Source organism: Paraburkholderia tropica (assembly GCF_900109265.1).
GTDB classification, from domain to species: domain Bacteria; phylum Pseudomonadota; class Gammaproteobacteria; order Burkholderiales; family Burkholderiaceae; genus Paraburkholderia; species Paraburkholderia tropica.
Map to the genome: position 1 here is coordinate 1 of NZ_FNZM01000030.1, position 21,974 is coordinate 21,974.

The 21,974-nt window shown below is 66.6% G+C and carries 20 protein-coding genes; 14 read left to right on the forward strand and 6 right to left on the reverse strand.

Annotation, left to right across the window (positions count from 1 at the left end):
* A partial coding sequence (locus BMY06_RS34630; protein WP_208608916.1) for a 4Fe-4S dicluster domain-containing protein occupies positions 1-318 on the forward strand: 318 nt, incomplete at its 5' end.
* A gap of 93 nt (positions 319-411) precedes the next feature.
* Here the strand turns inward: BMY06_RS34630 and aroC are convergent.
* From aroC to BMY06_RS34645, 3 genes are all read right to left on the reverse strand, one after another.
* The gene (gene aroC, locus BMY06_RS34635) at positions 412-1,512 is read right to left on the reverse strand and encodes a chorismate synthase (protein WP_065065852.1); all 1,101 of its coding nucleotides are present in this window, start codon (positions 1,510-1,512) and stop codon (positions 412-414) included.
* Between the two features lie 104 nt (positions 1,513-1,616).
* Positions 1,617-3,614, reverse strand: coding sequence for an MFS transporter (locus BMY06_RS34640; RefSeq protein WP_074987432.1), 1,998 nt, complete (start codon positions 3,612-3,614; stop codon positions 1,617-1,619).
* A 95-nt stretch (positions 3,615-3,709) separates the two neighbouring features.
* Positions 3,710-4,165, reverse strand: coding sequence for a CBS domain-containing protein (locus tag BMY06_RS34645; protein WP_065065854.1), 456 nt, complete (start codon positions 4,163-4,165; stop codon positions 3,710-3,712).
* A 323-nt stretch (positions 4,166-4,488) separates the two neighbouring features.
* Here BMY06_RS34645 and BMY06_RS34650 point away from each other — a divergent pair, with 323 nt between their 5' ends.
* From BMY06_RS34650 to BMY06_RS34660, 3 genes are all read left to right on the forward strand, one after another.
* Positions 4,489-5,814 carry an O-acetylhomoserine aminocarboxypropyltransferase gene (locus BMY06_RS34650; RefSeq protein WP_074987433.1) on the forward strand — a complete coding sequence of 442 codons (1,326 nt, stop codon included), beginning with the start codon at positions 4,489-4,491 and terminating at the stop codon, positions 5,812-5,814.
* The gene (locus tag BMY06_RS34655; protein ID WP_074987434.1) at positions 5,811-6,647 is read left to right on the forward strand and encodes an alpha/beta fold hydrolase; all 837 of its coding nucleotides are present in this window, start codon (positions 5,811-5,813) and stop codon (positions 6,645-6,647) included. Before BMY06_RS34650 ends, BMY06_RS34655 begins: the two co-directional genes overlap by 4 nt.
* Positions 6,648-6,853: 206 nt before the next feature.
* The gene (locus tag BMY06_RS34660; protein ID WP_065065857.1) at positions 6,854-7,177 is read left to right on the forward strand and encodes an Mpo1-like protein; all 324 of its coding nucleotides are present in this window, start codon (positions 6,854-6,856) and stop codon (positions 7,175-7,177) included.
* Between the two features lie 51 nt (positions 7,178-7,228).
* On the opposite strand, the gene BMY06_RS34665 is transcribed toward BMY06_RS34660, so the two are convergent.
* Positions 7,229-8,536: a YihY family inner membrane protein gene (locus tag BMY06_RS34665; protein ID WP_173816803.1), complete on the reverse strand. Its 1,308-nt coding sequence runs from the start codon at positions 8,534-8,536 to the stop codon at positions 7,229-7,231.
* Positions 8,537-8,656: 120 nt separating this feature from the next.
* Between BMY06_RS34665 and wrbA the strand changes: the two genes are divergently transcribed.
* From wrbA to BMY06_RS34685, 4 genes are all read left to right on the forward strand, one after another.
* Positions 8,657-9,265 (forward strand): NAD(P)H:quinone oxidoreductase, encoded by a 609-nt coding sequence (gene wrbA / locus BMY06_RS34670; RefSeq protein WP_074987435.1) that lies wholly within the window; start codon positions 8,657-8,659, stop codon positions 9,263-9,265.
* A 128-nt stretch (positions 9,266-9,393) separates the two neighbouring features.
* Positions 9,394-9,837 (forward strand): DUF2069 domain-containing protein, encoded by a 444-nt coding sequence (locus tag BMY06_RS34675; RefSeq protein ID WP_065065859.1) that lies wholly within the window; start codon positions 9,394-9,396, stop codon positions 9,835-9,837.
* Positions 9,838-10,136: 299 nt separating this feature from the next.
* A complete protein-coding gene (locus BMY06_RS34680; RefSeq protein ID WP_065065860.1) occupies positions 10,137-11,573 on the forward strand; it encodes an FAD-binding oxidoreductase in 1,437 nt (478 codons plus the stop codon).
* Between the two features lie 41 nt (positions 11,574-11,614).
* Entirely contained in the window at positions 11,615-12,421 is an 807-nt protein-coding gene (locus BMY06_RS34685) for a metallophosphoesterase (protein ID WP_074987436.1), read from the forward strand.
* Between the two features lie 134 nt (positions 12,422-12,555).
* Here the strand turns inward: BMY06_RS34685 and BMY06_RS39795 are convergent, their stop codons facing one another.
* Complete coding sequence (locus BMY06_RS39795) at positions 12,556-12,708, reverse strand: hypothetical protein (RefSeq protein ID WP_167371430.1); 153 nt, start codon at positions 12,706-12,708, stop codon at positions 12,556-12,558.
* A 166-nt stretch (positions 12,709-12,874) separates the two neighbouring features.
* Positions 12,875-13,816, reverse strand: a complete 942-nt coding sequence (locus tag BMY06_RS34690; RefSeq protein WP_065065862.1) for a LysR family transcriptional regulator — start codon at positions 13,814-13,816, stop codon at positions 12,875-12,877.
* A gap of 156 nt (positions 13,817-13,972) precedes the next feature.
* On the opposite strand from BMY06_RS34690, the gene BMY06_RS34695 reads away from it, so the two are divergent.
* The 6 genes from BMY06_RS34695 to BMY06_RS34720 all read left to right on the forward strand — a co-directional run bounded on the left by BMY06_RS34695 (position 13,973) and on the right by BMY06_RS34720 (position 21,972).
* Complete coding sequence (locus BMY06_RS34695) at positions 13,973-15,604, forward strand: efflux transporter outer membrane subunit (RefSeq protein WP_074987437.1); 1,632 nt, start codon at positions 13,973-13,975, stop codon at positions 15,602-15,604.
* Between the two features lie 11 nt (positions 15,605-15,615).
* Positions 15,616-17,874, forward strand: coding sequence for an FUSC family protein (locus BMY06_RS34700; protein ID WP_074987438.1), 2,259 nt, complete (start codon positions 15,616-15,618; stop codon positions 17,872-17,874).
* Positions 17,861-18,064, forward strand: coding sequence for a DUF1656 domain-containing protein (locus BMY06_RS34705; protein ID WP_173816805.1), 204 nt, complete (start codon positions 17,861-17,863; stop codon positions 18,062-18,064). The genes BMY06_RS34700 and BMY06_RS34705 overlap by 14 nt, the downstream gene beginning before the upstream one ends.
* 17 nt (positions 18,065-18,081) lie before the next feature.
* On the forward strand, positions 18,082-18,945 hold the full coding sequence (locus tag BMY06_RS34710) for an efflux RND transporter periplasmic adaptor subunit (RefSeq protein ID WP_065065866.1): 864 nt from the start codon (positions 18,082-18,084) through the stop codon (positions 18,943-18,945).
* Positions 18,946-19,247: 302 nt separating this feature from the next.
* A complete protein-coding gene (locus tag BMY06_RS34715) occupies positions 19,248-19,889 on the forward strand; it encodes a HyaD/HybD family hydrogenase maturation endopeptidase (RefSeq protein ID WP_231957815.1) in 642 nt (213 codons plus the stop codon).
* Positions 19,890-20,058: 169 nt separating this feature from the next.
* Entirely contained in the window at positions 20,059-21,972 is a 1,914-nt protein-coding gene (locus tag BMY06_RS34720; RefSeq protein ID WP_074987439.1) for a propionate--CoA ligase, read from the forward strand.
* Positions 21,973-21,974: the final 2 nt, after the last annotated feature.

Here is a 21,974-nt window from a genome sequence, read left to right on the forward strand (position 1 = left end):
GGCAAGCTCACGTTCGATCGTCTTTCTTCTGTGTTTATTTCGAACACGAATCACGAAGAGAATCAGCCCGCGCATCTGACGCTCAAAGATGCGAAGGTGCCGGTCGATGTGAATCTGCGCACGTATGCGGGTCCGGAAGCGCGCTTCTGTCCGGCGGCGGTCTACGAGTTCGTGAAGAACGACGACGGCAGCGACCGTCTGCAGATCAACGCGCAGAACTGCGTGCACTGCAAGACCTGCGATATCAAGGACCCGACGCAGAATATCGTCTGGGTCACGCCGGAAGGTGGCGGCGGGCCGAATTATCCGAATATGTAAGCCCGATCACAGGCATAAAAAAACCGCTCCTCAGAGCGGTTTTTTTATTGCGGCGCCGAAAGCACCCGGCGCACTGCATGCGCACGCAACGAATCACTCGTCGCTGGCCGCGATCTTCGGCGTCGTCACCACGACGTCGCCGTTCTGGGCGCGATGACGCATCGCGTGGTCGATCAGCACGAGCGCGAGCATGGCTTCGGCGATCGGCGTCGCGCGAATGCCCACGCACGGATCGTGGCGGCCGAAGGTTTCGACGACCGCGGGCTCGCCGGCTTTGTCGATCGAACGGCGCGGCGTGCGGATGCTCGACGTCGGCTTGATGGCGATCGACACGGTGATGTCCTGGCCGGTCGAAATGCCGCCGAGCACGCCGCCCGCGTGATTGCCGTGGAAACCGTTCGGCGTGAGTTCGTCGCCGTGCGTCGAGCCGCGTTGCGCGACGCTCGCGAAGCCCGCGCCGATCTCCACGCCCTTCACCGCGTTGATGCCCATCATGGCGTGCGCGATGTCGGCGTCGAGGCGGTCGAACAGCGGTTCGCCCCAGCCCACCGGCACGCCGCTCGCCACCACGTTGATGCGCGCGCCGATCGAGTCGCCGTCCTTGCGCAGCGCGTCCATGTAGTCCTCGAGCTGCGGCACGACGTCGGCGTTCGGCGCGAAGAACGGATTCTCGTGCACATGCTGCCAGTCGACGAACGGCACCGCGATCTCGCCGAGCGCGCTCATGTAGCCGCGCACTTCCACGCCGAAGCGCTCGCGCAGCCACTTCTTCGCGACCGCGCCCGCCGCGACCGTCGGCGCCGTCAGACGCGCCGACGAACGGCCGCCGCCGCGATAGTCGCGAATGCCGTACTTCTGCCAGTAGGTGTAGTCGGCGTGGCCCGGCCGGAAGGTCTCGACGATATTGCCGTAGTCCTTGCTGCGCTGGTCCGTGTTGCGGATCAGCAGCGCGATGGGCGTGCCCGTCGTGCGGCCTTCGAACACGCCGGAGAGAATTTCGACCTGATCGGCTTCCTGGCGTTGCGTGACGTGACGCGACGTGCCGGGACGGCGGCGGTCCAGATCGATCTGGATGTCGGCTTCGGTGAGCGCCATGCCGGGCGGGCAGCCGTCAATGACGCAGCCGATGGCCGGGCCGTGGGATTCGCCGAAGGTGGTGACGGTGAAAAGCGTACCGAGCGTGTTGCCGGACATGGCGGTCGTCCAAAGTGAATCGGGGAATCCGACATTATGCCAGTCCGCGCGGCGGGCCGCCCGGCTTGCCTCGCCCCACGCGCACACGCCGCGCGCGCAACCCGCTAGCGGCGCGCGCCGCGCAACTCCGCCACGATCTCCTGCAAACCGTCGACAGTCACGTCGGCGGGCGCGATCGGCTCGCCCACCGCCAGCGTGAGCCGGCTCGTCAGCCCGCGCCGCACCGGCCGCTCCTGCCCCGACGCCGCATGCCGCGAAAACGCGCTGCCCCACAGGCCGCGCAGCGCCATCGGCACCACGGGCGCGGGTGTGCGCTTGAGGATTTCCGTCACACCGTGGCGGAACGGATTCATGTCGCCGGTTTTCGTCAGCTTGCCTTCGGGGAAAATGCAGACCAGATCGCCCTCGGCGAGCGCCTGAGCGCAGGTGTCGTACGCTTTCGCAAGCAGCGTCGCGTCTTCGTGCGCCGGCGCGATCGGAATTGCCCTCGCGTGACGGAACAGCCAACCGAGCAGCGGCGAACGGAAAATCCGGTGATCCATCACGAAACGGATCGGACGCGGACTTTCGGCCATGATCACGACCGCATCGACATAGCTCACGTGATTGCAGACCAGTACCGCCGGACCTTCTGCGGGAATACGCTCCGCATGCACGAGGCGCACGCGATAGATCGTATGCACGAGCACCCACGCGACAAAACGCAGCAGAAACTCGGGCACCAGCCCGTAGATGTATGCGGCGACGACGATATTGAGCAGCGACGTCGTCAGAAAAATGCCCGGAATGCCGACGCCCGCTGCCGTGAGCCCCATCGCCATCAGCGCCGAAACGATCATGAACAGCGAGTTCAGGATGTTGTTCGCGGCGATGATGCGTGCGCGGTGGCTCGGTTCGCTGCGGCTCTGGATCAGCGCGTAGAGCGGCACGCTATAGAAACCGCCGAACATGGCGAGCAGGAACAGGTCCGCGAGCACGCGCCAGTGCGCGGGCAGACTGAGGAATTCGCCGACCGACAGCAAATGCGGCGCGGCGGGCAGCGCGTGACTCGCAAAGAACAGGTCGATGCCGAACACGCTCATGCCGATCGAGCCGAGCGGCACGAGCCCGATCTCGATGCGTCGCCGCGACAGCTTTTCGCACAGCAGCGAGCCGAAACCGATTCCCAGCGAGAACATCGCGAGCAGCACGGTGACGACATCGGCATCGGCGAACAGCACGTCCTTCGCGAAATTGAAGAACGACGCCAGAAAGGTCGCGCCCACGAACCACAGCCACGAAATGCCGAGCAGGCTCAGGAAAACCGTGCGATTGCCGTGCGCGAGCCGCAGATTGCGCCAGGTTTCCGAGAACGGATTCCAGTTGATGCGCAGCCCGGGCTGCGACGGCGCGCACGGCGGCACGAACGACGAGGCCACGCGCCCGATCAGCGCAATCGCGATGCACATGCCGCCCAGCCACCAGGCGCCCGCGGGCGTGGCGCTCTGCATGGCGGCTTGCGTAACCGTGACGGCGGCGCGAGGCGCATCGCTCGCGCCGATGCCCGCGGCAATACCGCCCATGATCGTGCCGATCAGAATCGCCACGAACGTGCCCATTTCGACGAGCCCATTGCCGCCGACGAGTTCGTCCTCAGCCAGATTCTGCGGCAGATACGCGTACTTGACCGGCCCGAACACGGTCGAATGCACGCCCATCAGAAACGTGCAGACATACAGCAGCGGCGCGCTGTGCATCCAGAAACCCGCCGCGCCGACCAGCATCACCGCGATCTCGAAAGTCTTGACCCAGCGCGTGAGCACGGCCTTGTCGTACTTGTCTGCGATCTGGCCCGACGTCGCGGAAAACAGCACGAACGGCACGATGAAAATCGCCGAAATCAGGAACGCGACGGTCTTCGGATCGACGCCGGAAAAACGCGCCGCCTGATACGTGACGAGCGACGTGAAGCCGATCTTGAACACGTTGTCGTTCATCGCGCCGAGGAATTGCGTCCAGAAAAACGGTGCGAAACGGCGCTGGCGCAGCAGCGCGAACTGCGAAGCGTGGGCGGTCGCCGCGCGGTCGGTGGTTTCCGTCGCAGGCAAGGAACGTTCGTTCATTGAGTTGGATTTATGCTGTCAGAGTCGAGCGCCAGACGTGAAAAAGCGCGCTTGACGCGCGCTTTTTGATGCTGGTTCGGACGGGCTCGCGCGTTTCAACGCGCCGGCTGACGTTCCTCTTCCGGCCAGTCGCGAATATAGGCCTTGAGCAGCTTGTTTTCGAAGCCTTGGGCCTCGACCACCGCCTTCGCCACGTCGTAGAACGAAATCACGCCCATCAGCGAACGGCTTTCCATGACCGGCAGGTAACGCACGTGATGCTCGAGCATCATGCGGCGCACTTCGTCCACTTCGGTTTCAGGCGTGCAGGTAATGGGATGGTCGTCCATGACCTTGCGGATCGTGCTGGTGCCGACGCTGCCGCCATTCGTACGCAGCGTCATGATGATCTCGCGGAACGTGAGCATGCCGACCAGATCGCCGTACTCCATGACGACGAGCGAGCCGATGTCGTGTTCGGCCATGGTGTTCACTGCTTCGTGCAGCGACGTGTCGGGCGTGACGGTGTAGAGCGTATTGCCCTTGACCTTGAGAATATCGCTCACACGCATGATGTGTCTCCTGTGCGGGCCCGGGCGCGTCCGACTCGGGTCCCTGGCAAAAAGGTCGACGGAAAAACCGTCAAATCGTGGGGGGAGATGCTGAAAAGATACCTACCTGTTTTCGATCCTAGCGGAAAGGGAGGCAAAAGAAAAGTCGCGGGACGGCGCGCCGATCGGCCCGAAACCCCTATGAATCGGCCCTGAAATGCTTTTCGCCGACGTATTTTTGCCGATGAGGCCGGGGTTTCCGATGCGTCCCCGCACGCCCGGGCCGGTGATACGATGCCCTCACCTTTCACCCATCGCCGGTTCGCGCCGGCCGTGCTGCCAGAATGTCCGATCCCCGCTTCGACACGCTCGCGCTGCATGCCGGCGCCGCCCCCGACCCCGTCACCGGCGCGCGCGCCACGCCGATTTATCAGACCACGTCGTTTTCGTTCCGCGATACCGACCACGCCGCCGCGCTCTTCAACATGGAGCGCGCGGGCCATGTGTACTCGCGCATCTCGAATCCCACGGTCGCCGTGTTCGAGGAACGCGTCGCGGCGCTCGAAGGCGGCGCCGGCGCGATTGGCACCGCCAGTGGCCAGGCGGCGCTGCATCTGGCGATCGCCACGCTGATGGGCGCGGGTGCGCATATTGTCGCGTCGGCGGCGCTCTATGGCGGCTCGCACAACCTGCTCGACTACACGCTGCGCCGCTTCGGCATCGAGACCACCTTCGTGAAACCGGGCGATCTCGACGCCTGGCGCGCGGCGTTGCGGCCCAACACGCGTCTGCTGTTTGGCGAAACGCTTGGTAATCCCGGCCTCGATGTGCTCGACATCGCCGCCGTCGCGCAGATCGCACATGACCATCGCGTGCCGCTGCTCGTCGACTCCACCTTCACCACGCCGTATCTGCTGCGCCCGTTCGATCATGGCGCAGATTTTGTCTATCACTCGGCCACCAAGTTTCTCGGCGGCCACGGCACGACCATCGGCGGCGTGCTGGTGGACGGCGGCACCTTCGACTTCGAGGCGTCGGGGCGCTTTCCCGAATTCACGGAACCCTACGCGGGCTTTCACGGCATGGTGTTCAGCGAGGAAAGCAGCGTCGCGCCCTTGTTGCTGCGCGCGCGCCGCGAAGGCCTGCGCGACTTCGGCGCCTGTCTGCATCCGCAAGCTGCGTGGCAGTTGCTGCAAGGGATCGAAACGCTGCCGCTGCGCATGGAACGGCATGTGGCCAACACACGGCGCGTGGTCGAGTTTCTCGACTCGCACGACGCGGTGGAGACGGTCGCCTATCCGGAACTGCCGGACCATCCCGACCACGCGCTCGCCCGGCGGCTGCTGCCGCGCGGCGCGGGCGCGGTGTTCAGCTTCGACCTCGCGGGCGGCCGCGACGCGGGCAAGCGGTTCATCGAATCGCTCACGCTGTTCTCGCACCTCGCGAATGTCGGCGACGCGCGCTCGCTCGTGATCCATCCCGCCTCCACCACGCATTTCCGCATGGACGAGGCGGCGCTTGCCGCGGCGGGCATCGGCGCGGGCACGATCCGTCTGTCGATCGGTCTGGAAGACCCCGACGATCTGATCGACGACCTCAAGCGAGCGCTCAAGATTTCGCAGAAAGCGCCGGCCAAAACCGGCGCGGCCGCGCGCAAGGAGGTGTCATGATCGTCGATGTCGCGGGCAAAGCGGCTTACGCCTACACGGGCGGGCGGGCGTTCGATCCCCAACGGCCCATCGCCGTTTTCGTGCACGGCGCGCAGCACGATCACAGCGTCTGGGCGCTGCAATCGCGCTATTTCGCGCATCACGGCTTCAGCGTGCTGGCCGTCGATCTGCCCGGCCATATGCGCAGCGCGGGTCCGGCGCTCAAGAGCATCGGCGCGCTGGCCGACTGGCTGGCCGCGCTGCTCGACGCGGTGTGCCCGGCCGACAAGCAAGATATTTTCGTCGCGGGCCACAGCATGGGTTCGCTCGTCACGCTCGAATTCGCGGCGCGTTATCCGGCCCGGGCCGCGTGCATCGCGCTGCTCGCCACGGCCTTCCCGATGGCGGTATCGCCCGCGCTGCTGGAAGCGGCCCGCGAGCGCGAGGACGAAGCCATTGCGCTCGTCAACGCGTGGTCGCATTCCACGCTCGCGGCCAAGCCGTCGAGTCCGGGACCGGGCGCATGGCTGCGCGGCATGAACCAGCGGCTGATGCAGCGTGTGTCCGCGCACGGCGAGCCGCAGCTTTTTCACACCGACTTCGCTGCCTGCAACGCGTACGCGGACGGCCTGACCAGCGCCGCCGAAGTGCGCTGCCCGGTGCGGCTGATCGTTGGACAGCGCGACGCCATGACGCCGCCGCGTGCCGCCCGCGCCATCGCTGACGCGTTGACTCAGGCGCGTGAAGTGGACACCGTCGCGCTCGACGCCGGACACGCGCTGATGACGGAGCAGCCCGACGCCACGCTCGACGCACTCTATCGCTTCGCCGCGCCAAGGGTCGGAAACGGCTGAGCAGCGGGCATACAAGCATGTGAAACGCTGCCGCCGGACGCGCGCCAACCCGCCACGCATCACCTGCCGTTTGTCCGGGTTGCACGGTCGTTCGATTCGCCGCAGAATGGTTTCTGGCCGCGCAGCGAGGCGGCTTTCGGGCGCGCAGCTTGCGCCTCGGCCCTCAAGCGCTCGCCGGTCAAGCCGGAAGCGCAACGGAGGAGACAATGAGCCACGCCACCCACACCGAGCAACACTTCGCGAATTTCGCGCAGTTCTATCCGTTCTACCTGAGCGAGCACAGCAACCTCATGTCGCGGCGCCTGCATTTCGTGGGCTCGCTGGGGGTGATCGGCTGCGTCGCCATGGCCATCGCCACCGGCAACTGGCTCTGGCTGCCCGCCGCCGTCGTGTGCGGCTACGGCTTCGCGTGGGTCGGGCATTTCGTGTTCGAGAAGAACCGCCCCGCCACGTTCCGCCATCCCATCTATAGCCTGATGGGCGATTGGGTCATGTTTTCGGATATCTGCCGCGGAAAGATTTCGCTCTAGCCGACGCGGCCAGTGCCCAATGCAAGCGGCCGTTCGCGCCGCTTGCCCGCCTCAACCCGCAGGATGCGGCAGCGCAGGGGGGGAGTCGCCCGCCTCCGCCAGCCGCGCGAGTTCGCGGCGCGCGGCCAGCAAGGAAGCCAGCGAGATCGACAGCTTGTCGTTTTCCAGCGCGGCCAGCAGCGTATGCGAATCGATATCGCTCGACTTGAGCTGATACGCCAGCTCCTCGCGGTCGATCACGAAACGCCCGAAAATCCGCTCCACGGAAATGCGCGCGGGATTCGCGATCAGCACGTAATGCGGCTTCGCGCCGTCCATTTCCAGCCGGGCGATCAGTTCGTCGTCTTCGAGACCGGCTATAAGCCGTGTCACTGTCGCGAGGTCGCGGCGCAGCAGTTGCGCGAGTTGCTCGCCGGTCATGCCGGGTCGGCCGGCGTCGCGCGTTTCCGCGAGACCCGCCAGCAATTCGAGCGCATCGAGCAGATCGCTACCCGGAAAGCGCGGACGGTTGAATCGCCCGGTGCGGATTTCCGGCAACGCCGAGGTAATCATCGCGCCCACCAGCGTGATGAACCAGCTCAGATACATCCAGAGCAGGAACATCGGCGCCGCCGCGAACGCGCCGTACACCGCCGTATAAGTGGGAATGCGGCGCACGTAATAACCGAAGCCGCGCTTGGCCAGCTCGAACGCAATCGCCGCCGCCACGCCGCCCACCAACGCGTCGCGCCACTGCACGCGGCAATTCGGCAGATAGACATAGAGCATCGTGAACGCGAGCGCCGTCAGCGGCAGCGAGGCGCCGATCAGCAGCCAGTCGAACACCATCGAGACATGCTGCTCGGTGGCAATCGCGAGCGAGCGCGTGAACAGATACGACGAAATCGACAGACTCACGCCAATCAGGATCGGCCCGAGCGTGAGAATCGCCCAGTACACCAGCACGCGCTGCGCGAACGGGCGCGCCTTGCGCACGCGCCAGATCAGATTGAAGGCCGATTCGACCGTCATCATCGTCATGACGGAGGTCACGAATAGCACGATCATGCCCATGGTCGTGAGGCCCTTGGCCTTCGACGCGAACTGGTTCAGGTATTTGAAGATCTGACTATTGATCTGCGCCGGCATCAGGTGGTCGGCGAGAAAACCCTGAAGGGAATTCTGGAACGACGCGAAGATGGGAAACGCCGTAAACAGCGCGAACGCCACGGTGGCGAGCGGCACGAGCGAGAGCATCGTCGTGAACGTGAGGCTGCCCGCGACCTGGGGAATGCGATCCTCGCGACTACGCCGCGCCGCGAAGCGCGCGAGACGCTTCACGATATCGAGATCGATCCGGACTTTCGACAACACATCCATTGGCCTGCCCTGCTGAAACGATGCGTCTAACGAGGTGCGTCTGACGAGGAAGCATCAACCGTTGGGCCGCATCGGCGGCGAACCCAACCCCTATAATATCCCGTCCACCGACGAGGTCCGATGAAACCGATTCTTGTGCTCTACTACAGCCGCCATGGCGCCACGCGCGAACTCGCGCGCGCCATCGCCCAGGGCATCGACAGCGTGCCGGGCGCCGAGTCGCGCGTGCGCACGGTCCCGCCCGTGTCCAGGGTCTGCGAAGCCACTGCGCCCGACATTCCCGACGACGGCCCGCCCTACGCGGAGCTGCGCGACCTCGAGGAATGCGCCGGCCTCGCGCTCGGCTCGCCCACGCGCTTCGGCAACATGGCCGCGCCGCTCAAGTATTTTCTCGACGGCACCACGCCGCAGTGGCTCGCGGGCGCGCTCGCGGGCAAGCCTGGCTGCGTGTTCACCTCCACCGGCAGCCTGCACGGCGGCCAGGAAAGCACGCTGCTCTCGATGATGCTGCCGCTGCTGCATCACGGCATGCTGCTGGTCGGCATTCCCTACACCGAAAGCGCGCTCGCCTCGACCGAAGGCGGCGGCACGCCTTACGGCGCCTCGCATCACGCGCGCCCGGACGGACGCAACCACGGCCTGAGCGCCGACGAAAAAGCGCTCGCGGTCGCGCTGGGCGTGCGGCTCGCACGTTCGGCGCTGGCGCTCGCTCAAGGCGAACGGCCGTGAATCGCGCGGACGAAGCGGACAAACCAGCGAACGCTGATCATGCGGCCAAGGCTGCTTCCACCGCCTCGTCCGCCACGGAGCCGCGCACTTTACCGTCATCGGGCAATTCGCGTCGCGACGATGTGCCGATGCGCGACATCGGACCGGAATCGACATCAACGTTTGCCAGCGATCTCGCAGCAATCGGCGCGCCGGGCCGCGTCGCCGGCCGACGCTTTGCCGCGCTCGGCGCCTTTGCGATGCTGGCCGCGCTCACGCTGCTCTGCCTTGCCTGGGAATGGCGGCTCGCGCCGCTGCGCCCCGGCGGCAGCGCGCTCGTGCTCAAAGCGCTGCCGCTCGCCTGCGCGCTGCCCGGCGTGCTGCGGCGACGGCTTTATACGCTGCAATGGGCGTCGATGCTGGTGCTGCTCTACTTCGCCGAAGGCATCGTGCGCGGCATGACCGATCCCGCGCCGGGCAATCTGCTCGGCTGGGTCGAGGTGGCGCTGTCGACCGGCTTCTTTGCCTGCGCGCTGGCTTACGTCGCGCCTTACAAGCGGGCAGCGCGGCGCGCGAAACGCGGGGCACAATAAGGCTGCGCGTCTGGGTACGACAGTTGGGTGCGACAACTGGGGACGACATCTGGCGCGCCGTCAACAAAGTCTCAAAGCAGCCACGATAAGCGCACTGCCCGCGCCGCGCCCGGCAGCGCGTCCGACGTGTCAAACTAGCCCTTTGGCCGTCCCGCCACGCCGCGCCGACATCACGCCACGCGCAGCAAGCACCCGCCCCGAACAGCACCGATCCGCACCGAACAAGCCCAACCGACATCGAACAACAGCGCCCGCACGCCGCCACCGCCGACGCGCCCGCCCGAGACACCCGACTCACCATGACCGACACCCAAGCCTCCGTCCAGCCCGCCTTCCTCGACGCCTGCGCCGCCGCCATCGGTGCGCAGCACGTGCTCACCGACGCCCACGACACCGCGCCCTACCTCGCCGACTGGCGCAAGCGCTATCAGGGCGCGGCGTTCGCGGTGCTCTGCCCGGCCAACGCCGATGAAGTCGCCGCCATCGTGAAACTCGCGCACGCCCATCGCGTCGCGATCGTGCCGCAGGGCGGCAACACGGGCCTGGCAGGCGGCGCGACGCCCGACACGAGCGGCGCGCAAGCGGTCCTGAGCCTGCGCCGCCTGAATCGCGTGCGCGAGATCGACGCGCACAACAACACCATCACCGTCGAAGCGGGCGTGATCCTCGCCGAAGTGCAGGCGCGCGCCGCCGACGCGGGTCGTCTGTTCCCGCTCTCGCTCGCCGCGGAAGGCAGCTGTACGATCGGCGGCAATCTGTCGACCAACGCAGGCGGCACCGGCGTGCTGCGCTACGGCAACACGCGCGAGCTGTGTCTCGGTCTCGAAGTGGTCACGCCGCAAGGCGAACTCTGGGACGGCCTGCGCGGACTGCGCAAGGACAACACGGGCTACGATCTGCGCGATCTGTTCATCGGCGCGGAAGGCACGCTCGGCATCATCACGGCGGCGGTCATGAAGCTGCATCCGCAACCGGCGGCGCGCGTCACCGCGCTCGCGGCGCTCGGCTCGGCCCACGCCGCGCTCGACTTTCTCTCGCTCGCGCAGCGCTACGCGGGCCCGCTGCTGACCGGCTTCGAGCTGATGTCGGACTTCTGCATGCAGCTCGTCAATCGTCACTTCCCGCAACTGCGCTATCCGTTCCAGGCGCGCCACGCGCAGGTCGTGCTGCTCGAACTCTCGGATAACGAAAGCGAGGAACACGGCCGCGCGCTGTTCGAGAAGCTGATGGAAGCGGCGCTCGAACAAGGTCTCGTCGACGACGCCGTGGTCGCCGAAAACCTCACGCAGTCGCAGGCGTTCTGGAATATCCGCGAGCACATTCCGCTCGCGCAGGCGCAGGAAGGGCTGAACGTGAAGCACGATATCGGCGTGCCGATTTCGCGCATCGGCCACTTCATCGAGGAAACCGACGCCGAAATCGCCCGCACGGTGCCCGGCGCGCGCATGGTCACGTTCGGCCATCTCGGCGACGGCAATCTGCACTACAACGTGCAGGCGCCCGAGGGCGGCGACCCGAAGCGCTTTCTTGCGGAAAACGAGAAAACGCTGAACCGCATCGTCTACGACAGCGTCGCGCGTCATCGCGGCACGATCAGCGCGGAACACGGCCTCGGCCAGTTGAAAGTCGACGAAAACGCGCACTACAAGAGCGAAGTCGAAATGGCGATGATGCGCGCGATCAAGCACGCGCTCGATCCGCTCGATCTGATGAATCCGGGCAAAGTGATTCGCTGAAGACGTCGCTGAACCCGTCGCTGAACGCGCAAGGAGCCGATGTGAAAGTTCGCGTGCTGTCCGATCTGCATCTGGAAAACGACGAGCCGGACCTGATCCCGCACGCCGACGCCGACCTCGTCGTGCTCGCGGGCGACATCCACAATCACGGGCTCGGGCTGCGCTGGGCCGCCGAGACCTTCGACGCGGACGTGCCGGTGATCTACGTGCCGGGCAATCACGAGTATTACGACGGCGAACTCGGCGCGCTCGAAGCGGCGATGCGCGACGCCGCCGCGACGCTCGACAACGTACACTTCCTGAACAACGGCGTCTATGTCGATCCGCAGGGCCGCTATCGCGTGCTCGGCACGACGCTGTGGGCCGACTTCGCGCTGTTCGGCGCGAGCGACGCGGCGCGCGAGGCCGCCATCGCATCGGCGCTGCGCGTGATGCTCGATTTCAAGGGTTTGATTCAGGTGTCCTGGCCGGACAGTCCGCAAGCGGGCGCGCGTGATTTCACGCCCGCGGATTCGCTCGCGCTGCATGCGCGCTCGCGCGCGTGGCTGGAGGCGGAACTGGCGAAGCCGTTTGCGGGCAAGACGATCGTGGTGACGCACCACGCGCCGCATCGGCAGAGCCTGGCGGCGCGTTATGCGACCGATCCGGTGTCGGCGGGATTCGTGAGCGATCTCGGCGCGCTGGTGGGTGCGCCCGCCGCGCTCTGGGTGCACGGCCACACGCATACGTGCTTCGACTACACGGTCGGCGGCACGCGCGTGGTGTGCAATCCGCGCGGTTATCGCGACCGGCGCACGGGCCTGCCGGAGAATCCGGCCTTCGCGTGGGACAAGGTCGTGGAAATTTAAGTCAGACGAAGCGTTGCCGCTTCATGGCAGCCGGCTCGCGAACGGAGCCGGCTCGGTGAGGCAAGGAAAGCTGGCGCGCGCTAAATTGGGCTCGATCGCGCTAAATCGCGCTAAATCGCGCTTGATCGCGACAATCAGCGCAGCGGCCGCGAACGATCAACCGGGCGCTGCACGCGCAGGGCGACGGGCTGGAGCTGCGCGCGGCGCATGCGCAGCAGGTCGCGCGATGCGGCGATGCCGATCAGGCCCATCATCACGGCGATGCCGATCATCAGATGCGTATCCATGGAAATCCTCAGGTTCTGGCGAATTGACGTTTCAGTCCCGATACCTTACCAAGCCGCCCCGCGGCCGTGCGTAAGCAAGTGTTGCGAGAACCCGATCCTGTAACAGCGTGTCACGGTCCGCCCCAATAACGGGCCGGGCCGGCGCCCTGCGCGTTCAGGTATTCACTCAGGTGCGCGCGAAACGACGCAGTTCGGCCTGATCCTCGGCGAGCGTCGTCGGCAGCTTTTCGCGCAGCAGCTCGACCCATGTGCGGATCTTCGCATCGAGATACTGGCGCGACGGATACATCGCGTAGACGTTCATCTCCTGCGAGGTGTACTCGGGCAGGATCCAGACGAGTTCGCCGCTGCGCAGACCGCTGATCGCCGAATAAATCGGCAGCAGCCCCACGCCCATGCCCTCGCTCACCGCCACGGCCAGCGCCTCGGCCACGTTCACCTGGAACGTGGGCGCTGCGCCCAGATCGATCGTCTCGTTGCCGTTCGGGCCGCTGAACTGCCATTGCGACACTGGAAACACCGGCGTCACGAGTTGCAGACAGGTGTGGTTGACGAGATCGGCGGGCTTTTGCGGCACGCCGCGCCGCTCCAGATAGGCGGGCGATGCGCACGCAATGCTGAACGCGCTCGTCAGCCGCTGCGAGACGAAACCCGAATCGGGCAGATCGGTCGCCAGCACGAGCGCGACGTCGTAGCCCTCGTCGAGCAGGTCCGGCATGCGCTGCGCGAGCGTCAGCTCCACCTGCACGTCCGGATACATCTGTTGATACTGCCCCACCGCCGGCACCACATAGTGCTGGCCGAAGCTCGTCATGGCATGGACTTTGAGCTTGCCCGACGGACGCGCATGCGCGTCGCCGGCCTCGGCTTCCGCCTGATCGACGTACGCCAGGATCTGCTCGCAACGTTGCAGATAACGCTCGCCAGCCTCGGTGAGCGCGATGCGGCGCGTCGTGCGGTTCAGCAGACGCGTGCGCAGATGCGCCTCCAGATCGGAGACCGCGCGCGACGCGTACGCCGTCGTCGTATTCAGGTGCTGAGCCGCGCCGGTGAAGCTGCCGGCTTCGACCACCCGCACGAATACCCGCATGTTTTGAAGCGTATCCATACCAATCCTCTATCTGACGGACGAATTGTTACACGTTTCGTAAAATCTATTATCTCACATCCCGTAAAAATGCCTTGCATCCTTACCAGTTATTCGCCAATCGAGCAAAAAATATAATGACGCACAGTGATCTATAGCCAAGTTAAGGAGTAAAACGTGCAGTCACCGGTACCGAAAGGACTCGCCGCACTCACGGTTCTTACGTTCTCGTTGATAATCGCGGGCTGCGCCAGTACCGGGGGAATCGCACCGCAAGCGAAACACGTGGAAGCGGCCGATCTGGACGCGGGCACGGCTATCCGCGCCGCCAATACCGACGCGCAATGGCCCGCCAGCGACTGGTGGCGCGCCTATAACGACCCGCAGCTCAATGCCTGGATCGAAGCCTCGATCGCGGGCAATCCGACGCTCTCGGGCGCGCAGGCACGCGTTCGCGAAGCGCGCGCGATGGCGGGCGTCGCCCAGGCCGGCCTGCTGCCGCAAATCAACGGCAGTATGTCGGTGCAGCGCCAGCACTGGTCGGACAATATCTACTACGGTCCCGGCTCGCTCGCTAATTCGAATACGTGGAACAACACGGCCTCGCTCGGCCTGTCCTATCACCTCGATCTCTGGGGGCAGGACAAGAACAACGCCGAGCGCGCGCTCGACATGGCGCACGCCACGGCCGCCGACGCGCGCGCCGCACAGCTCGAACTCGAAGCGAACGTCACGCGCGCCTACATCGAAATGTCGATGAACTACGCGCTGCTCGACATCGCGAAGCAGACGCTCGGCGAACAGCAGAAAATTCTCGCGCTCGCGCAGCGCCGCCTGAAGGGCGGTATCGGCACCCAGCTCGAAGTGAGCCAGGCCGAAACGCCGCTGCCCGAGTACGAACGCCAGATCGACGCGCTGGAAGAATCGATCGCGCTCGGCAAGAACCAGCTCGCGGCGCTCGCGGGCAAGGGTCCGGGCGCGGGCGAATCCATCACGCGTCCGGCGCTCGTGCTGTCGGCGCCGGCCGGCCTGCCCTCGGCGCTGCCGGCGGAGCTGATCGGCCATCGCCCGGATGTCGTGGCGGCGCGCTGGACCGTCGCCGCCCAGGCGCGAGGCATCGACGTGGCGAAGGCGGACTTCTATCCGAACGTGAACCTGCTGGTGTCGATGGGCGGCTATGCCGCCGCCGGCCCGCTATTCCAGTTCCTCAAGTCGATGAGCGGCAGCTACGCGGCCGGTCCCGCGTTGTCACTGCCGATTTTCGACGGCGGACGCCTGCGCGCGCAACTCGGCGCGCAGTCGGCGGAATACGACTTTGCGGTCGATCAGTACAACCAGACGATCGTCACCGCGCTCAAGGAAATCGCCGACCAGGTCGTGCGCATGCGCTCGCTGGCGACCCAGGAAGAGGACGCGCATCGCTCGGTCGCGGCCGCGCAGCGCAACTACGACCTCTCGCAGGAAGGCTATCGCCGCGGTCTGACCGACTATCTGAACGTGCTGATCGCGCAATCGCAGCTGCTGCGTGCGCAGGAAGGCGTGGCGCGCATTCAGGCCGAACGTCTGGGCGCGCACGCGACGCTCGTGACGGCGCTGGGCGGCGGCGTGGTCGACGCATCGAACGATCCGTCCGCGAAGGGCCCGACGCAGGCCGAGCAATTGCCCGCGCACGGCAAGAAGACGCGCTCGATCCCGCTGATGCCGGCCGCGCTGCTCGCGCCGAAGTCCGGCGGCGAGAATGCCGACAGCGCGGATAGCACCGCGGGCGCGGCCACGTCGGCGAACCCGTCGGCGAACCCGGCGAACTGAGGCGCACGTCCATGCAAGCCTCCTCACCCACTTCCGCGCGGGACGGCCAGAGCGTCGTGAAGGCGTTCGCCGACTGGGCGAACACCGACGGCCTCGTCTGGCTCTATCTGTTCAAGGCGATCGCCGCGGCGCTGCTCGCGCTCGGCATCGCGATGAAGCTCGACCTGCCCTCGCCGCGCACGGCCATGACGACGGTCTTCATCGTCATGCAGCCGCAAAGCGGCGCGGTGTTCGCCAAGAGCTTCTACCGGATCTGCGGCACGCTGGTCGGCCTCGTCGTGATGCTCGCGCTGATCGGCCTGTTCGCGCAGCAGCCCGAACTCTTCATCGCGAGCACGGCGCTGTGGGTCGGCATCTGCACGGCGGGCGCGGCGCGCAACCGCAACTTCCGCTCGTACGGCTTCGTGCTCGCGGGCTACACGGCCGCGCTGATCGGCATTCCGGCCTCACAGCATCCCGACGGCGCCTTCATGTCGGCGATGACGCGCGTGGCCGAGATCTCGCTCGGCATCCTCGCCTCGGGCTTCGTGAGCGCCGTGGTGTTCCCGCGCTACACCGGCGAGCTGCTGCGCTCGACGGTGCGCCGCCGCTTCTCGTCGTTCGTCGATTACGTGTCGGCGTCGCTGGGCGGCCGCGTGGACCGTTCGCAGATCGAGGCGACCAACGCGCGCTTCGTGGCCGACATCGTCGGCTTCGAGGCGAGCCGCAGCACCGCCGTGTTCGAATCGCCCGATTCGCGCATGCGCGCCGGACGTCTCGCGCGCATGAACACCGAGTTCATGTCGGCCTCGACGCGCTTTCACGCGCTGCATCAGCTGATGAACCGTCTGCGCGACGAAGGCAAGCTCGCGACCGTCGAGGCGCTCGAACCGTATTTCCGCGAGATCGCGCCGCTGTTCGACAAGGCGGGCGAGCCCGTGCTCAAGGCCGCCGACGCCGTGCATGTGGCCGCGCAGCTCGAAGCGTATCGCGCGACGCTGCCCAAACGCGTGCGCGACACGCGCGCGCAGCTCGAAGCCGCGCAAGCCGCGGCGCGCGCCATCGGCGAGGTGCACGCGCCGTCCGATCTGCTCGACTTCGACACGGCCACCGAGCTGTTCTACCGCTTCGTGCACGAGATGAACGAGTACACGGCGACCTACGCCTCGCTCGCCGTCGACACTCACGCACGCGAAAAGTGGATCGCGCGCTACGTGCCCAAGACCAACCTCGTCGCGGCGGGCGTGCACGGCGTGCGCGCTGCGATCGTGATGGGGCTGCTGGGCGCGTTCTGGATCGCCACGGCCTGGCCGAGCGGCACGAACCTCGTGCTCAACGCCGCCGCCACCTGCGCGCTCGCCTCGGCCTCGCCGCAGCCCGCGCGCATGGCGAGCCAGATGGCGGGCGGCACGATGCTCGCGTCGCTCGTCGGCATGATCCTGACCTTCGGCGTGTTCCCGCACATCGACGGCTTTCCGATGCTGTGCGTCGCGCTCGCGCCCGCGCTCGCCTTCGGCGTGTTCCTGACGACGCGTCCGGCCTACGCGGGCTACGGCATGGGCTACTGCATCTTCCTGTGCTTCCTCGCGGGCCCGGACAACGTGGTGCAGTACAACCCGACCGGCTATATCAACGATGCGCTCGCGCTGTGTCTTTCGATGGTCGTCTCGGCCGCCGCGTTCGCGGTGCTGCTGCCGCCGTCGACGCCGTGGCTGCGCAACCGTCTGCTCGCGAATCTGCGCGGCCAGGTGGTGCATGCGTGCCGCGCGCGGCTGACCGGCCTTTCGGGTCTGCGCAACCGCTTCGAAAGCGGCACGCGCGACCTGATGTTCCAGCTCAGCGCGCTCGCGGGCAACGATCAGGCGTTCCGCCAGGAGACGCTGCGCTGGATGTTCGCGACGCTCGAAACCGGCAACGCCGCGATCGATCTGCGTGAGGATCTGGCCGCGCTGCCCGCGCATCCGCGCTTCGCGAAGGACACGGCCTGGCGCGGCCACGTCGACGCGACGCTCAAGAACCTGAGCGCGCTGTTCGACCAGCCGGGCGCGCAGCGTTACGCCGCCGCGCTCGCCGCGAACGAAGGCGCCATCGCCGCCTGCCGCGATCTGCTCGAACGCGTGCTCAACGACGAAGCGCCGCGCGAGGAACGCCATCCGGTGCAGCGCATCCTCAGCCATCTGCATTTCATCCGCACCGCGCTGATCGATCCGCAATCGCCGCTCGCGCCGTTCAGCCAGAACGGCGCGGCCCCCACTTCCGGCAATGCGCAAGGAGCCCATCATGCCTCGTGACGTTGCGTTTCTCGACGCCTACATTCCGGCGATCGTCCTGCTCTTCATCCTGGGCGCGGCGATCACCTGGGTGCTCGATTCCGTGCTGGCCCGCACCGGCCTCTACCGTCTCGTGTGGCACCCGTCCCTGTTTCGCGTGAGTCTGCTCGTAGTCGTGTGCTGCGTGCTCGGACTCGCCGTCTATCGTTGAACCGGCTACGTAGAATCATGACCATCAGAAATATCATTGGCTTTATCGCGACGGCGATCATCTTCGTCATCGCCATCCTCGTGGGCCGCGCGCTGTGGGTCCACTACATGGACGAACCCTGGACGCGCGACGGCCGCGTGCGCGCCGAAGTGGTGAACATCGCGCCCGACGTCTCAGGCGCGGTGGTCGAGCTGCCCGTGAAGGACAACCAGTTCGTGCACAAGGGCGACCTGCTGATGCAGATCGACCCGTCGCACTATCAGATCGCCGTCGAGCAGGCCGAGGCCGCCGTGGCCGCGCGCAAGGCCGAGCTGACCATGAAGCTCGACGACGCCCGCCGCCGCGCCGACATGGACAGCCTCGTGGTCTCGCAGGAAAACCGCGAAAACGCCTCGCACACCGCGAATTCGGCGCAGGCGCAGTATCAGCAGGCGATCGCCGCCCTCGACGCCGCCAAGCTCAACCTCGAACGCACGCGCGTGATCTCGCCGGTCGACGGCTACATCACCAATCTGCAGGTGTTCAAGGGCGACTACGCGATCGCGGGCCAGGCGAAGCTCGCCGTGGTCGACAGCCACTCGTTCTGGGTCTACGGCTACTTCGAGGAAACCAAGCTGCCGCACGTGAAGGTGGGCAACAAGGCCGAGATCAAACTGATGAGCGGCGGCACGCTCGAAGGTCACGTGGAAAGCATCTCGCGCGGCATCTACGACCGCGACAATCCGCAAAGCCGCGAACTGCTCGCCGACGTGAATCCGACCTTCAACTGGGTGCGCCTTGCGCAGCGCGTGCCGGTGCGCATCCACATCGACAAGGTGCCCGACGGCATGGTGCTCGCGGCCGGCACGACCTGCACGGTGGTCGTGAAGCCCGGCGCCTGAGCAAGCGCCGAACGTGCGCGCTAGCGTCGCGCGGCCAGCCGGTCCGCCGACGCCCGCGAGCACGGGACACGAAAAAGAGCGCCTTCGGGCGCTCTTTTTCGTGGTGCGCACGGACGCGCGCACCTGAAGTTCGCATGACAGTTCTTGCCAGATTCCAGGCATTGGCCGACGGCCGACCATTCGGGCTTGAAAAAATTGTCTCAGAAACAGTCCAAATCTCCGCGTCATTGACGGTCATCAAACCCAAAACCGGCTGCACCTAGGACTATTCTTATTTTTACGTCCTAGATCGGATTGCCAGCGTGGGTTTTCTCTCCGAGCACCTTCCTTTTATCTTTGCGTCCGGCCATGCGGCGCTGTCGGAAACGACGGCGCGCGCGCTCACGCCGGGGCGCATCGTCGTGCTCGGAATCGGCAATGTGCAATGGGGCGACGCGGGCTTCGGCGTGCGCGCGCTCGAACGGCTCAGATCGGCGTGGCAGTGCGCGCCGCATGTCGAGTGCGTCGATGGCGGCACGCAGGGCCGCGCGCTCCTGCCGCTCGTGGAGTCGGCGCAGCGCATGATCGTGTTCAATGCCGCCGATTTTGGCCAGCCGCCCGGCACGCTGTGCGCGCGCGCGGGCGACGACGCCACGGCGCACCTGCGCACGCACGCCGTGAATCTGCACCAGATGGATTTCGCCGATGCGCTCGCCTGCGCGCAGCTCAAGGGCCGCTATCCGCGCGAACTGGTGCTGATCGGCGTGCAGCCGCAAGCGCATGCCGAATATGGCGCGGATCTCCACGACGCCGTGCGCGCCCAGCTCGATCCGGCCGTCGCGGCCGCCTGCCGCTGGCTGCGGCGCTGGCATGCGCGCCCCCAGCCGCTCGCGGCGACCGAGGCCGCCGAACATCGCACCGAACATCGCGCGGAGCGCGCCGGCTGCGCCGACGAAATCGCCTGACGCGGGCGAACGCGCGGGCCGCTTTCGCCACATCGCCGCCACGCCCGCCGGATCCGCGCCGCGCCCACGGGTCAACCCGCGTTGCCCGCTCGCATTGCACTGCACTATGCTCGACACTCCAGGGCCAGTTCCGGCAGTCCGCGCCCCATCGCACGGGAGGAAACACCTCATGCGCCGTTACCGCGATTTTCACCGCGAGTCGATCGAACAGCCCGACGCCTTCTGGCGCCGCGAAGCCGCGCGCGTCCACTGGGAAACGCCCTTCGACGCCGTGCTAGACCGCTCGAATCCGCCCTTCGCGCGCTGGTTCACAGGCGGGCGCACGAACCTGTGCTTCAACGCCGTCGATCGCCATCTCGCCTCGCGCGCGCAGCAGAACGCGCTGGTCTACGTCTCGACGGAAACCGGCATCGAGCGCCGCTACACCTACGCCGACCTGCACGCCGAAGTGAACCGCATGGCCGCCGTGATGCGCTCGCTGGGCGTCAAGCGCGGCGACCGCGTGCTGATCTATCTGCCGATGATTCCCGAGGCCGTGTTCGCCATGCTGGCCTGCGCGCGGCTGGGCGCGATCCATTCGGTCGTGTTCGGCGGCTTCGCGGCGCCGAGTCTCGCCGCCCGCATCGACGACGCGAAGCCCATGCTGCTCGTGAGCGCCGACGCCGGCGCGCGCGGCGGCAAGGTGATCGACTACGCGCCGCTCGTCGACGAAGCGATGTCGCGCGCGGCACACGCGCCGCCGCACGTGTTGCTGATCGACCGCCAGCTCGCACCCGAACGCCTCGACGCGCCCTATCTGGTCCACTACGAGCCGTTGCGCGAGCAGTTTTACGACGCCCGCATACCGTGTGAATGGCTCGAATCGAACGAGCCCTCGTACATCCTCTACACCTCCGGCACCACGGGCAAACCGAAGGGCGTGCAGCGCGACGTGGGCGGCTACGCGGTCGCGCTCGCGGCGTCGATCGACTACATCTTCGAGGGCCGCCCGGGCGATACGATGTTCACCGCCTCGGACATCGGCTGGGTCGTAGGCCACAGCTACATCATCTACGCGCCCTTGCTCGCGGGCATGACCACGGTGATGTACGAAGGCACGCCGATCCGCCCCGACGGCGGCATCTGGTGGCGGCTCGTTGAACAGCACAAGATCAACCTGATGTTCACCGCGCCCACGGCGATCCGCGTGCTCAAGAAGCAGGACCCGGCGCTGCTGCACGCCGCCGATCTGTCGAGCCTGCGCACGCTCTTTCTCGCGGGCGAACCGCTCGACGAACCGACCGCCACCTGGATTTCGGACGCGCTCGGCAAACCGGTCGTCGACAACTACTGGCAGACCGAAACCGGCTGGCCGATGCTGGCGAACCAGGGCGGCGTGGAAGCGCTGCCGCAGAAGCTCGGTTCGCCGGGCGTGCCCTGCTATGGCTACGACCTCGTGCTGCGCGACGAGCACACCGGCGAGCCCTGCGCGAGCGGCCAAAAAGGCGTCATCACCCTCGGTTATCCGCTGCCGCCCGGCTGCATGCAGACGGTCTGGGGCGACGACGCGCGCTTCGTGAGAACGTACTGGGAAAGCGTGCCCGGCCAGCAGGTGTATTCGACCTTCGACTGGGGCATGCAGGATGAAAACGGCTACGTGACGATCCTCGGGCGCACCGACGACGTCATCAACGTGGCCGGGCATCGGCTCGGCACGCGCGAGATCGAAGAAGCGATCTCGTCGCACGCGGCGGTGGCTGAAGTAGCCGTGGTCGGCGTCAACGATGCGGTGAAGGGCCAGGCCGCGCTCGCCTTCGTGGTGTTGCGCGACGCCGCGGCGGCGGCCGACCCGAAAGCGGCGGACAAGCTCGCCACGGCCATCGCGACGACGGTGGACCGCCAGCTCGGCGCGATCGGCCGGCCCGCGCGCGTGCATTTCGTCTCGATGCTCCCGAAGACGCGCTCGGGCAAGCTGCTGCGCCGCGCGATCGCGGCGCTCGCGGAAGGCCGCGAGCCGGGCGATCTGCCGACGATCGAAGATGCGTCGGCGCTCCAGCAGATTCGCGAGGCGGTCAACGCCGCAGGCGAACGCCAAGGTCGCTGAAA